Annotated in this window: 8 protein-coding genes and 3 pseudogenes; 3 read left to right on the top strand and 8 right to left on the bottom strand. The window is 58.9% G+C overall.

Features of this window, described 5'->3' with window-relative positions:
* Positions 1–37: 37 nt before the first annotated feature.
* Both AC1RQP_RS28570 and AC1RQP_RS28565 read left to right on the top strand, forming a co-directional pair.
* On the top strand, positions 38–547 hold the full coding sequence (locus AC1RQP_RS28570; protein ID WP_126260730.1) for a methyltransferase family protein: 510 nt from the start codon (positions 38–40) through the stop codon (positions 545–547).
* 290 nt (positions 548–837) lie between these two features.
* Positions 838–1,473, top strand: a complete 636-nt coding sequence (locus AC1RQP_RS28565; protein ID WP_492939922.1) for a tyrosine-type recombinase/integrase — start codon at positions 838–840, stop codon at positions 1,471–1,473.
* 132 nt (positions 1,474–1,605) lie between these two features.
* Here the strand turns inward: AC1RQP_RS28565 and AC1RQP_RS28560 are convergent, their stop codons facing one another.
* From AC1RQP_RS28560 to AC1RQP_RS28535, 6 genes and pseudogenes are all read right to left on the bottom strand, one after another.
* Positions 1,606–2,613 carry a methyltransferase gene (locus AC1RQP_RS28560; protein WP_492939921.1) on the bottom strand — a complete coding sequence of 336 codons (1,008 nt, stop codon included), beginning with the start codon at positions 2,611–2,613 and terminating at the stop codon, positions 1,606–1,608.
* A 254-nt stretch (positions 2,614–2,867) separates the two neighbouring features.
* Positions 2,868–3,464 carry a hypothetical protein gene (locus tag AC1RQP_RS28555; RefSeq protein ID WP_492939919.1) on the bottom strand — a complete coding sequence of 199 codons (597 nt, stop codon included), beginning with the start codon at positions 3,462–3,464 and terminating at the stop codon, positions 2,868–2,870.
* A 269-nt stretch (positions 3,465–3,733) separates the two neighbouring features.
* Positions 3,734–4,195 (bottom strand): YybH family protein, encoded by a 462-nt coding sequence (locus AC1RQP_RS28550; protein ID WP_492939917.1) that lies wholly within the window; start codon positions 4,193–4,195, stop codon positions 3,734–3,736.
* A gap of 163 nt (positions 4,196–4,358) precedes the next feature.
* Positions 4,359–5,609, bottom strand: coding sequence for a vanadium-dependent haloperoxidase (locus tag AC1RQP_RS28545; protein ID WP_492939915.1), 1,251 nt, complete (start codon positions 5,607–5,609; stop codon positions 4,359–4,361).
* Positions 5,610–5,923: 314 nt separating this feature from the next.
* Positions 5,924–7,362, bottom strand: a pseudogene (locus tag AC1RQP_RS28540) (IS1182 family transposase).
* 138 nt (positions 7,363–7,500) lie between these two features.
* Positions 7,501–7,689 (bottom strand): DUF3606 domain-containing protein, encoded by a 189-nt coding sequence (locus AC1RQP_RS28535; RefSeq protein ID WP_492939913.1) that lies wholly within the window; start codon positions 7,687–7,689, stop codon positions 7,501–7,503.
* Between the two features lie 757 nt (positions 7,690–8,446).
* Between AC1RQP_RS28535 and AC1RQP_RS28530 the strand changes: the two are divergent.
* Positions 8,447–10,127: pseudogene (locus AC1RQP_RS28530) on the top strand (helix-hairpin-helix domain-containing protein).
* A gap of 123 nt (positions 10,128–10,250) precedes the next feature.
* Here AC1RQP_RS28530 and AC1RQP_RS28525 read toward each other — a convergent pair.
* Together AC1RQP_RS28525 and AC1RQP_RS28520 are read right to left on the bottom strand one after the other, a co-directional pair.
* A complete protein-coding gene (locus AC1RQP_RS28525; RefSeq protein WP_492939911.1) occupies positions 10,251–10,757 on the bottom strand; it encodes a DUF6647 family protein in 507 nt (168 codons plus the stop codon).
* Positions 10,758–12,216: 1,459 nt separating this feature from the next.
* Positions 12,217–12,975 (bottom strand): annotated as a pseudogene (locus AC1RQP_RS28520) (transposase); the annotation flags it as partial.
* Positions 12,976–13,051 lie beyond the last annotated feature (76 nt).

The following is a 13,051-nucleotide window of genomic DNA, read 5'->3' as shown; positions in this document are numbered from 1 at the left end:
CGGGTGCACGCTGGGATTTGTGAGGCCGAGCAACATCATGACCAGGGGCTTGGCAGCTCTGGGGTCGGCGGTCTTTTTTCTGATTGCCCCCACGACGGTCGCCGGCGTCGTGCCGTGGTCGATTTCGCGATGGCATCTGCAAGCGCCGTTCTTCGATCTCCAGCTTATCCGATGGTTTGGCGTTGTTCTGATCCTGCTTGGCATTCCGGTGTTGGTCGAAACCTTCACACGATTTGCGCTGCAAGGCGGCGGCACGCCAGCGCCGGTCGCACCACCGCAACATTTGGTGATCACCGGCCCCAATCGTTATGTCCGCAATCCGATCTATCTTGCCCTAGTGGCGATTGTACTTGGCCAAGGACTGATCCTCGGAAACACAGGGCTTCTGGTCTACGGCGCGCTACTGTGGATCGCCTTCCACGTCTTCGTTCTGGCTTATGAGGAGCCGACGCTGCGTAGGACATTTGGAGCGGAGTACGACACCTATTGCGCCAACGTGTCGCGCTGGTTGCCACGCTTGCCCGGCTCTACGTCGGCGTCGTCCTGATCGAGTGCCGCGGCCATCGTCGCCGGATCGTGGGCGTTGTGTCCGATCACATGTGCCAGCAGCAGCGTGACCAGCGCATCGGCTACGGCGGCGGGGTCCCAGATCGGGGGCCTGTAGCGCCAATCTCGCATTGCGGGATTTCGATCCGGCTAATGTCTCTTGTGGGCCAAATTGCGACCTCTCACCCATCGAATTGGACCTAAGTACGCCTCCAGTCGTCCGAAAGCCGCCGTAGGTTCAGAAGGTGGCAGGTTCGAAAGTGATCGGCCTCACCAACTGAGGAGGTCATCATGACCGATGTCTCAAATCCCGCAGAGAACGTCCAAAAGCGCGTCCCATGGAACAAGGGTAAGATCGTTGGCGCTAAGCCGCCACTTCGGCCGAAGCACGTTTGGTCTATCCGGACGAAGCTCCAGGTTGAGGGACGGATTCGTGATCTGGCGTTGTTCAACATCGCAATCGACAGCAAGCTTCGTAGCTGCGACGTGGTGGGCCTGAAAGTCGATGACGTGGCATCAAGCGGGTATGCGGCCGATAGAGCAAGCGTCCGCCAGAAGAAGACTGGACGGCCGGTCAAGTTCGAGCTTACAGAGTCTACCCGCCAAGCCATCGATGACTACCTGAGGGCAACCGACAAAAAGCCTGGCGATCGCCTGTTCACCGGCCGCAGAGGCCCTGGGTGCAGCCTGACCACTCGGCAATATGCGCGTCTATTATCGGGCTGGCTGGCCGGTATAGGGTTGGATCCTCACCTGTTCGGAACGCATTCGCTCCGTCGAACAAAAGCGACCCTTATCTATCGGCGCACCGGCAACTTGCGAGCCGTGCAGCTGCTTCTGGGGCACACCAAAATCGAGAGCACCGTCCGATACCTAGGAATTGAAGTCGACGATGCGCTTGCAATAGCAGAGCAAGTCGACGTCTGAACCAACTGGGCAGAGCGGACATGCTCTGCCCCTTTCTCGCAGGCGGCTTCGGGCCATAAGCAGACCCCAGCTTACGAAAGTGTATCTGAGGCGTGCCTCTGCGGCAGTGAAGCAAAGTCCTACTGGTTCGGCCTAAGTGGGAACCGCCTCGATGACTTGGAAGTTCGCGCCTGCGCGAGCCGTGCCGCGCGTCTCGAATCCGGCCGTTCGGCAAAGCGCAGAATACTCGTCATAGGTCCGTTCCAGCGCACCGAGCATGACGAGCATGTTGAGGTCACTGAATTTCGAGATTAGACCCTCATTCGGCGGCTCCACCACACGTTCAACGAGCAGCAATCTGGCGTTAGCCTTCATTGCGCGGCGGCACGTCTTCAAGATAGAGATGGCTTCTTCGTCGTCCCAATCGTGAATGACCGCGCGCATCACATAGGCGTCAGCCCCCTCCGGGATCTCTTCAAAGAAACTGCCACCAACGATTTCGCATCTGTCGGCGACTCCATGTTGGCTCAGAACTTCGGTCGCCTTACCGACCACGTGGGGCTGGTCGAACAGCGTTCCTCGCAGGCTCTTGTGTGCGGCGAGAATTCCCGCCAGCAGCTGGCCTTGACCGCCCCCGATGTCCGCGACGTGACGGAAGCGGCTGAAGTCGCAGGCAGCGATAGTAGCTTCGATGGCTCCGCGAGAATTGGCCGTCATGGCTCGGTTGAAAATGGTGTTCTCATCTGGACGGGTGCTGCGATACGCCCATACGCTCTGACCGTTGAGATGCAGAAAGGCATTCTCGCCAGTGCGAACGCTGTGTTCAAGATGGCCCCAGGCCTGCCATGCATAAGGTCGGCCGACATATGCGGCCCACCCGTCGAGTGGAGTCGGCGAATCAGAACGAAGACACTCGCCCATCGGGGTGAGCGAGAACGTCCTGTTCTCGGCCTCATGGAAAACACCGGCTGAAGCCAGTGCCCGCAAGAGCCGATAAAGTGTCCTCGGATGCGATTCGCTGAGCCGAGCAAGTTCGTTACTGCCTAACGGCCCGTGACTAAGATGATCGGCTATGCCGAGCCGCGCCGCGACGTGAATGGCCTGTGAAATTTGATAGCCATTAATCAGCCGCATAAGGTCCGAGAAAGCATTTGTAGTCATGGTCTCGTCTCCTTCCTGAGATGACCGACAGTAAAGGCGCCAGGTGCGGGCGTACGTGCAGTTGGTGATATCGGCAGAAATTGCGTTACGTACACTGCACCAACGAAGGCTCTTTAGACTCGAGCGGAATGAGTCAAAGATTGCCCGCGGTACCAGCAGACCTTGGTCAGGTCGGTTGCACGAAGCGGACATCCCCGCGCTCTAGGCTGAGGTCAGCCACGGGCCACTAGCCGAAACCTAAAGCGCTAGTTTGTTCACTGCGGCGACAATAAAACTGATCCGACGACTTCGCCGCTCGCCGCCGGTTTGTAGGACCGGACGAAAATGAAATGAGAGGTAACGGGTATATCCGCTTCGGCCCGACCATCCTGGCCGATTAGGATCAATCCGGCGCCGCCATTTGCCACATTCAGAATGATTGGCTCGCCACTCCATGTCTTGATCGGATCCATTCCGATGATGAGAAACTCCCCGATAGGCTGGTCGAAATATTGGAGGCGCAATTGCGGGCCGACTTCGGCCGCAGCAAGCTTAAGACCGAGCTGCTGGGCGCGTGCGTAAACGTTAGCCAATGTCGCGGTATCGGACGCGAACCCGAGCTGCGCAGGCGAGACGCGGGCAAGCTCCGCATTCGTCTTCTGAGAGCTGACATCGAACGTCGGCCGAGCAAGGATTTCTGCGGCCTGCTTGCCGACATTGCAGCCCTTGCTATCGAGCTCGTTGCGCAAGGCATGCGAGTTGACGAAGGTACCAATTGCAATCGTCTTCCAAGTCGCAACGTCGCGGGCGGACCTGATAGACTGTTCGGACGTGGGGGCGGAGCGCGTCGTGAGCTTCAGCTGCCTCTGCAAGACATCGCGGGCTGCGCATTGAGCGGACGCGGCACTCGCGAAGGCAATGAAGCAAGCGACTTGGAGTATGCAAGATCGCATTGCGTTTGAATGGCCAATACCTGCGGAGCACCGAGCTTCGCTTCTGAAAGTGGACATAGCAAATAGCTTCTTCTAAAATGTTGGACTGAAAAAGCCCGCCTCCGGGAAGAACGGAGAAAATGACTTCACTAAGTAATCTCCGGCAGACTTTGAAATGCGTCCGGAGGCGGGGCCTAAGGATAAGGTACTTACCTTGCTGCTTGCTGCGACTGGGGCGGCGGCTTAGGCACCGACGTCAGCATACGGATCTTCCACTGCCCATCCTCACGAACATCAACAGAGGTCCAAACGACATTCAGCTCCAGTGGGTCGCCTCTCTCGCTCTTACCAGTTACTCGAGCTTCTCCGGTAAGCAACGCCATGCTCTCTGAGAGAGGTTGAATGTCGGTCGTCTTTATTTCGAGGTGATTCATTCCAGCCTTGAAGGCGCCTTCGTAGTATTTCGTATTGTCGGGCTCGATTCCATTCTGAGTAACGCGGAGGTAATCCTTGGTAAAAAGCGACGTGATGCCAGCGGCGTCCTGTTTGTTGAAGTGTTGCTCGTATGCGGAGGTCACTCGTCCAAGCTCCTCCTTGAGCTTTTGATCTGATGAGGTCGCAGCAGTTGTTGATAGCAGCAGCGAAAAACATACGACTCCGATCGTGCGCATGATGTAACTCCCTACTGTTGCATGCCTCCCCAGATCTGAGGACGGAGAGGAGGCTTATCTCCGTCCTCCAACGCAACATCGGCTGATTGCTCGGCATTGTAGGTGCATACTCGATCGTTAACGGAGAACAGCTTTCCAGATGCGACGAGACTTGCTCGGCTGTCTATTGCTGAGGTCCAGCTGATGCTTCCAAGCCGCGAAGCTGCGTTGCGACGGTCAGTTCTCCAATCTTCCTTCCCATATCTTTCCCCACCAATGTTGAAAACCGGTAGTGGAATCCAGCATAAATTCGCGCGTTGGCCACTTCGTCGCTGTAATCTCGCAAGCGGGCCCACTTGCGCACAACACCCGGTGCAGTCGGGCTGGTAAGCGAAAACTCACCGAACTCGTCACCTACAACAGTCGCGAGGACGGTCGATACCGCAGCTGAGGTAATGCAATGCGCACAAGGATATTCTGGATGCATGGGAGTATCGCCCAGCGGCAGCCACGACTCATCCCGCGGCGTTGCCGCGTTGTGAGCCATATCTGCATTCCGGATCGCGGTAACTGGCCGCCAGAAGTTATAGTGATACTTTGCATCAAACACGGCAACGAGCGCGTCGTAACCGGCGATAGAAGTCAGTGCGAACAGGCGAGCGCAGTCGACCACATCCATGCGTTTGGCCATAGCAGCTTGTCTGACGATTGGATTGTACGAGCGAGGTCCGACCAGGAACCAGAACCGGCCAATTATGGTTTGCTCTGCCGTCCTGATGGTGCTGTCGCGAGCGCCAAGCTTGCGAATCTCATTTAGGTCTCTGGTCCAAATCTCGGAATCCAGCGTCGGAGGCGGAGCCGGTCGGAACTGCGAGCCGGATGCCATTACCCAGGGTGTTGAATTTCCAATGGTGGAGAACAAAGGTATTGTTGTCGGCACGTAAACGCCGGCCTCCGTGTAGGGGCGGTAATTTTCCTTTGCGGCGGCGCCATCGTTAACACGAAGCGCGATCACGCCTTCAGCCGCTTCCTTGCCTAGGGCGACACCCTTGGCCCTTGCCTCATCGTCGACAATCTCTGCAAGCGACGTTTCAAGGGCAGTGTCGAGCAGGGATTTTTGATCCGGATAGATCGACACGAGAACAACGTGAGCGGCCGTCGCTGCGGCTGCTTCCTTCGAAGTCGAACGATCTGCAGACAGCGTCAGCTTGTAAGGCGCATATTTTCGCTCTATCGCGTTCACCGCCTCGAACATGGCGATATGAAGCATCGACATCGCGCGAGATTGTTGCGCCGGTAGAACTAGCTTCTCCGCGGCGATTGCGTCGCCTTTGATATTCCAGTCCATGATCACTTCGGCATTCGCACTACAATGGAGCGCCGCAGTGAAGATGGCGACAAACGAGCCAACAAGATACGCGAGAAACTTTTTCATCTCTAACTCCCAGGTTTACCGAAGCGCCGTTCAGGGCGCGGTGCGAGCAACTGGAGAGAAATGCAAGTTAGCAAAGCGGGCCGACCCAGCTTGTGAAGCACCTTACATCTTCCTGCAGGTTTACGGCGAGAGTCTTCAGGCGGACGTGCCGAGGCAGAATGCGTCAGACGCCATGACCTGACGATCGCTCCAATCTGCTATGAGACCGGGCTCCGGACATGTTGGCTGGCTAATTGCGATGTCTGCTTTCAGACTTGGTCGTGTAAAAACGCCGGTCTCTAGGCAGTCGAGCGGAAGCCAGGACCAGCTTGGTGTCAGGCCGCGATCGCAACCATCAGCGGCTTGATCCCAACGATGTTCATGACCCGTGTCAGATTGTAGGCCAGGACGGAGAGCGCCATTTCGGCCGCCACTTTCGGAAGCGTTTTGGTCAGGAAGTATGTCGCGCCCATGCGGGCTTTCATGGTGCCGAACGGATGCTCGACTGTTTCGCGACGCTGACGCATGGCGTGCGGGTTTGCATCGAGGCGATGCTGCACAGCCTCGAGCAGATGCTCATGCTCCCATCGCGTAATCCGCCGTTCTGACCCAGGCGTGCATTGGGTCTTGAGCGAACAGCTTTGACAGGCCGTGGTCCAGTAGCGCCGCAGCACCTTGCCGTCTTCTTCATTCGTATAGCGATAGACAGCCGCTCCCCGGCCGGGCAGCGATAGGCGTCCTCCTCTGGCAAATAAGCAAAGTCCTGTTTACCGAAGCGTCCGTCTGCCTTAGCGCCGGACGTTAGCGGTTTGGGCAGAGTTACCGTGATGCCTGCTTCGTGGCACGCGAGGATCTCCGGGCTGTTGAAGTAGCCGCGATCGGCTACAGCTTCGAGCGTCTCGGTCTTTAGAACAGCCTTCGCCTGCTTGGCCATATTGGTAAGTTGTGCCCGATCCGAGCCGCTGTTCGTCACCTCGTGCGTCACAATCAAATGGTGCTCGGTGTCCACGGCGACCTGTACGTTGTAGCCGACAACGCCAGAGCCGCGGCCGCTCGTCGCCATCGAACGGCTGTCAGGGTCGGTAAGCGAGATTTGCTGGTCAGGCGAGGCAAGCATTTGCTTCTCGTAGACGGCAAGCTTGCCCATTTCCTCCTTCAGCTTTGTCAGTTTCTCGGTAAGTCTCGTCACCTTCGTGACCAGCGCCTCCGTCGGCTCCTGGCGATCGGCCGTGTCAAGTTGGCTCAGATAGCGCGCGACGCTCTCCTCCAACTGAGCACGCCGTCGCTCCATCTTCGCGCGCGTGAAGTTCCTGTCCCGGTTATTCACGGCCTTGAACTTGCTGCCATCGATGGCGACGCTCGCCGTCGCCAGCAGACCCATCTCTCGGCAGAGTTCGACGAAGCGCGCACATACCCTGCGCAGCGCCAGACCGTTGTCCTTGCGGAAGTCCGCAATCGTCTTGTGATCGGGAGCGAGCCGCCCCAGCAGCCACATCACCTCGACATTGCGCCCGGCCTCTCGTTCCAGCCGCCGGCTCGACTGCACCCGGTTCAGATAACCGTAAATGTAAAGCTTCAGGAGCACCGAGGGATGGTACGACGGCCGACCGGTGGCCGCCGGCTCTACACCCTCAAAGCCCATCTCAGCCAAACCGAGCGCGTCGACAAATACGTCGATCACGCGAACTGGGTTGCTCTCGTCAATGAAGTCATCGAGGCATTCGGGCAACAGCGTCCGCTGCCCACGGTCCGCCTCTTCAACGAAGCGCCTCATCGATTCCCCCCAAAAGAATCACAGGAGAATCATAACAGCAGCCCAGTGTTTTCACACAGCCAGGGTCAAAAGCTGCCGATCCGCGCAAGGTGGCAGACTTCCGCTTTGTCTTCGTAAGCCGACTGTTATTAGCACGCCCTAGCGGCCGAGACGCTTCTCGACGCGCTTGCGGGAATTCCCGACCTTCTTGACGGCCTTCTTCACGGCAGATGCCGAGCGGCCGGTCTTCTTCGCTTCGTAATGGACTTCGTAGTCCTGCCCTTTCGCGACCCGGGCGCGGTCCTGCTTGCGTCCACGCGCGGTCTTCTTCTTCTGCGCTGCGGCCATCGGCTCCTCCTCTTGCGAACTGGTGGCGATGCAACGCCGCAAGGAATCGCGGGTTCCCCGTGAGCTAAAGTCCGCGGCTCAGTGGCCACAAGAATGGCGGTGGAGGATGGGAGCCCAACCGTCGAGCAACAGGCCATCCCAGGCAAGGTGCCTTCATCTTCAGGGTCGCCAATTGGGGTCCGATGAACCCTGGCATCTGAGGCGCTTCTGCCTCTTCGGGCCGAGGGCCAGCCTTTGTACGCTTTGCCACGCTACGCAACTCACAAGAAACCCGCCGCCGGGTTGGGGCCGACGGCGGGCAGTCTACCTACCTTAATCAACGAGTCTCGCAACTTCGCAGGGGGCGAGGAGTTCCAACGAGCGCGCTGTTTCGAAGTCTTTCGAGCTTGCGCCTAGGCTGCAACCGATGCCGAGGGCAGTCCGGTCATCCGCGGGGGCCCATCGAACTCCCGGCGAGCGCCGGCGTTTACTGACAATCATGTCAGACGCATTCGATTACTTTCGGGCCTACGCAGTCCGAGCTCTCTGCAAAGCGAGATCCATGCCGCGGGGCAGGATGAAGCATCTGCAGCTGGTGGCCGGCCGGATCTACAATCTCCTCAAGAAAGAGGCTGCCTACGGCCCAAATATCCAGCACCTCGAGGACTTTCGCGCAGCTCAGAAGCTCGAGAGCTCTCTCGATGGGCGGCCAAGTGACAGGCTAGGCGGTCGCCTTACTACGGCGACGCCGCAAAGCGCGGACGGGGAGGCTCGCTGAATGCCTTCGCTCGACGATCGCGGTGTGGCTAGTCTCCTGCGAGAATACGCGCAGCGCACCGCTCTGCAAGGGGACAATCCCTATCGGTCCAAGGCCTATTCGAGAGCCGCCGACAGCTTGGCGGCACTTGCCGTCCCGCTCGGCGTGCTCATCGCCGAAGATCGTCTCACGGAGATCCCGGGGGGTCGGCGATGCTATTGCCGACATCATCACCAAGCTTCATAAGACGGGAAGTCATCCCAGCCTCGAAAAGCTCCGGAAGGAGATTCCAGAGGGTGTACTCGAGATGTTTGCCGTGCCCGGTCTCCGCCCCGAGAAGGTACTGCGGCTCTACAAAGATCTGGGCATCGCCTCCCTCGCCGAATTGGAGGCGGCCGCCAAGGACGACCGCATCAAGAAGGCGAAAGGACTTGGCGCCGCGCTGCAGGCCAAAATCCTGCAGAACTTGGCCATCGCGAAGAGTGGAGAAGTCCGTCTCCACCTGCACCGTGCCGCCGCCCTGCTCGCGCACGCGCAGGATTCCATGCTGAAAGCCCGGCCCGAGCTCAAGCGCGTGACGATCGCCGGCGATTTTCGTCGCGGCTGCGAGCTCGTCGGCGACCTCGCAATCGTTGCGGAGGCTGCCAAGTCGGACAAGACGTGGATGCCGTCAGCCGGAGGATTGCCAATCTGCGTGTCCGACCGCAAGCACTTCGGCGCCGCCCTTCTGTTCGCGACCGGCTCCGCCGCTCACGTCAAACGGCTTCAGGCGCTTGCCGCGGAGAAGGGGTTTCGTTTGGAGGCCGACGGATTGCACAAGGGTCGCATCCTGGTCGCCGGCGAAGAAACCGACATCTACCGCGCCCTCGGCCTGCCTTTCATCGATCCGGAGCTCCGGGAGGGGCGCGGCGAGGTCGAACTAGCCTTGAAAGGCAAGCTGCCGAACCTGGTTACCGACAAGGACCTCCGCGGAATCCTTCACTGCCACACGGATGCTTCCGACGGCGCAGAGACCCTAGAGACGATGGCCAAGGCCACGCGCCAGCACGGCTACGAATACTTCGGGGTCGCGGACCATTCCAAGTCCGCGCACTATGCCGGTGGTCTCACCGTGGAGGAGATCGCGCAGCAGCACCGGGAAGCCGACCGGTTGAACAAGCGGTTCGGCAAGGATTTCCGGATCCTCAAAGGCATCGAATCCGACATTCTGGCCGACGGCTCGCTCGACTATCCGGACGACGTGCTAGAGCGCTTCGACTTCGTGGTCGCGAGCATTCATGGCCGGTTCAAACTGGATCGCAAGGCCCAGACGCAGCGCCTGCTGCGCGCTATCGGCAATCCTCACACCACCATCATCGGCCACATGACAGGGCGGCAGCTCCAACGCCGGCCAGGCTACGAAATCGACATCGAGAAGGTGCTTCGCGCGTGCGCTTGGCATGACGTCGTCGTCGAGATCAACGCACACCCGTGGCGCCTCGACCTGGACTGGCGCTGGCACCAGGCGGCGCTGGAGTTCGGCTGCATGCTGAGCATCAATCCGGACGCGCACTCCTTCCCCGAGCTCGACCACATGCACTGGGGCGTGCTGATGGCCCGCAAGGGCGGCGTCCCTCCCGAACGGGTCCTGAACGCGATGACGCTGCCTGAGATCACGCGCTACCTCCGCCAAAAGCGGCGCTCGCTCGCCCGGGCCGCCTGATGCCGCATGGGCACGATCTCTCGCTCGAGGGAACGGTAGTGGCTGTCGCCGCCGATCGCGGGCACCACTTCAGCAAACCGACCCGGGACTACATTACGTTGGTGGCAATCGTTCAACTCACGGTCAAAATATGCATGCTGAGGAAATCAGCACCGTGAACATGTCGACGTCAAACTCGCGCTCCAAGCTCATTCCGAACCGCCCAAGCCACTTGTCCTGAGCCAAATATGCCAACTTCTCTCGCGCCCTCGGGCATTCGAACGTGAGCTTGGCCAGGTTCTGGAGGTGATGGACCATTTCGTGGACCAGGATCGATTGTTCGGCTGGTGAAGTCCCAGTCCAGTCATCAGGGAGCAGGATCGTTTTTGACGTGTTGTTATAGAGGGCGACGACCTGACGCTGAGCCAGTTCATCGAATGCGTCGTTCCCCGTGAAACTCTCCGAAAGGGTACCATCTCCGAACCGCATCGTCGCGAGTTTCATCTTCGACGCAAATTCGATGGCTGGACGTTCCTCGATGGCCGGCAGATCGAAATTCGAAGCGAGCCAAGTCACAATTTCATCCAACAAGTCTTCCGCGGCTCGCGTTGCGTCGGCATGCGACGGAACCGAAGGGGAACCGGTGGGCACGGTGGGCTCCGACCCATCACGACAATGGGCTTGAGACGATGCCGCTAACGTTAGAGAGGCTATGACCGCTAGCAAAAGAAGTCGCTTGAACATGAAAACCTCTTCGGAGGTCGTTCGAAACAGAAACCCTTTTGAAACAATCAGTCAGCAATTGAACTTGCTGCAAGCATAGCATTCGCGCCACGACGCCGTTGTGAACCCGTTCATACTCGGAATCGTGGCGCGCCAGGCGCTTAGTAAATCAAGCTATCGGCAGAGGACGAGTACGACTTAATGGTGATCGCGGTGGCTGCAACAAGGAGAGCGACAGCCACAAATCCGGTGATCGCGCGATGCTTCATGATGGGAAACCTCAGTCTCCGAAGTGAGCCCGGAAATCCCGAAAGGTTCAACCGGATGACCAACTCGATGAGGGTCACGTGGCTGCACTTCTGGCGCTGGGCTGCAGTGTAGTCCGCAGGTGACCCGTTGCCGACCTTCGCTTATAGGGCGGCAGTGTCTGCCTTCAGGAGTCAATGCGGCTTGTTCACGCAGGTCAGCTTGATATTCGGCGCCCGCCTGTCCTTTTATAAGGATGCCCGAAGCGTTGATCTTATCTACACGAGCGACAACTGGCCGATGCGAAGACTTGCGCAAAGGGCGGGAGCCAAGATCGATCTTTCTTTTGGCACGTTCCGTGCCCGGATCGATCTCGCGCAGAGGCCAATCATCACAAGACATTTGAGAATACCCATTGCCGGGAGTGAATGGGCAGCGTGGGAGACAACTTTCAGCGATCGCTGTGCTTGCGCTCGCCGCGATTTGCCTCGCCGCAGCAGGTCTAGGTGTAGCCGACGGCGATCTTGTGGCGGCGGCAGTAATGCCATGAATTGAACGATCGAGCTCTCGGCTGTGATCGGGGTGCTGATCCACTTTTCGGGAGACAGCTGCTTTAAGAACGCGCGCTCCATCCCGGTTAGATCCACGGTTGCCTCTCTGAGAAAACTCCAGGCGACCTGGCGTCGATCCACCCGGTGTAACCAAGCCAATCAAGAAGGACCGAAAGCGCTTATCAGTCCGATCGCAATGGGGACTAGCCCCACGATGGTCCATAGGGCGGGCGAGCTGGAGCCCAGGCCAGCAACAAAGATGCAGACACCAAAGCCCACAATGAGCGCCGAAATGCCGTAAGCGAGTGCTTTCTCCATTGGCCGATCCACAGAAGCTAAGGATCGATGCCCTGTAGGACGCGCTTGGGATCAAAACGTTCCTATGCGCCAGGAGCCCCCGGGAGGTGATGGAGTTCTCAGCGCAAATTGGCGCACTAAATGTGCCACGGGTGGTACCAATGTGAGACCCGAAAACTGATCTTAGCGAAGCGCCCACTAATGTCGGCTCTTGGCCGATTTCGTTGAAAAAGACGCCGGTGATCCGATGTATTGGCGCCAGCTCCGAAGCGGCTTAGCGCTTGGTCCACCCGCTATGCGGGCCTGGGGATTTGCATCGGGATCAGCTTGGCCATCTTACGAAGGTTCCGAGCGGTGGCTGCGAGGGTGAACTCGTCACGCGCGCCGTTCGGGCCTCTTAGTCGCAGGCGATCGAGCTTGAGAATGCGTTTGAGGTGCGCGAACAGCATCTCGATCTTCTTTCGGAGCCGACGAGACGTGCGGCCCTCCAATGATCTTGCGATCTGGCGCGCCATGTCGCGAGCGCCCTCGTAGATCGAGCGCGGTACCCTCCGTGAAGGCTGCTTAGGGCAACACCGGGACTTCAATGCGCAGCGATCACAATCGCGCTTGCTGGCGAGGTAAAGCATGGTGGCGCCATCGTTCACCAGCGTTCCGGTCGAGGTAAGAACTTTGCCGCCGGGACAACGATAGAGGTCCCCGGCATGGTCATAGGTGAAGTCATCGCGCGAGAAGATTCCGTCCGTGCGGGCCGACTTGTCGAAGACTGTAACGTGCGGCTCGATGCCGTGCTCATAGACCAGCCAGGCGAGCATCTCGGCCGAGCCGTAGCCACTGTCGCCGAGAAGTCGGCTCGGATAGAGGTCGAACCGTTCGAGCGAGCGCTCAATCATGCGTTTGGCGGCCAATACCTCCGCCTGCCGGATTGCCGTCGTCGCCTCGACATCGACGATGATCGCGTTCTCGACGTCAATCAGGTAGTTCGTTGAGTAGGCGAAGAAGGCTTGGCCACCGTGCGCCCCGGTCCAGCGCGCCGCCGGATCGGAGGGTGTGCGCGTTCCAGCCGATCGTGATCACCGATTCCAGGCGATCGTGATCACCCATTCCAGAGCATCGTGATCACCACTT

It is taken from the genome of Bradyrhizobium sp. GW821-FHT13H06 (genome assembly GCF_058803975.1).
This window is presented reverse-complemented; position numbering and strand designations above follow the sequence as displayed.

What these genes read in the sequence shown, in the direction of transcription:
- AC1RQP_RS28570 (WP_126260730.1), top strand. Translation starts at nt 38, where the DNA reads ATGACCAGGGGCTTGGCAGCTCTGGGGTCGGCGGTCTTTTTTCTGATT.
- AC1RQP_RS28565 (WP_492939922.1), top strand. Translation starts at nt 838, where the DNA reads ATGACCGATGTCTCAAATCCCGCAGAGAACGTCCAAAAGCGCGTCCCA.
- AC1RQP_RS28560 (WP_492939921.1), bottom strand. Translation starts at nt 2,613, where the DNA reads ATGACTACAAATGCTTTCTCGGACCTTATGCGGCTGATTAATGGCTAT.
- AC1RQP_RS28550 (WP_492939917.1), bottom strand. Translation starts at nt 4,195, where the DNA reads ATGCGCACGATCGGAGTCGTATGTTTTTCGCTGCTGCTATCAACAACT.
- AC1RQP_RS28545 (WP_492939915.1), bottom strand. Translation starts at nt 5,609, where the DNA reads ATGAAAAAGTTTCTCGCGTATCTTGTTGGCTCGTTTGTCGCCATCTTC.
- AC1RQP_RS28535 (WP_492939913.1), bottom strand. Translation starts at nt 7,689, where the DNA reads ATGGCCGCAGCGCAGAAGAAGAAGACCGCGCGTGGACGCAAGCAGGAC.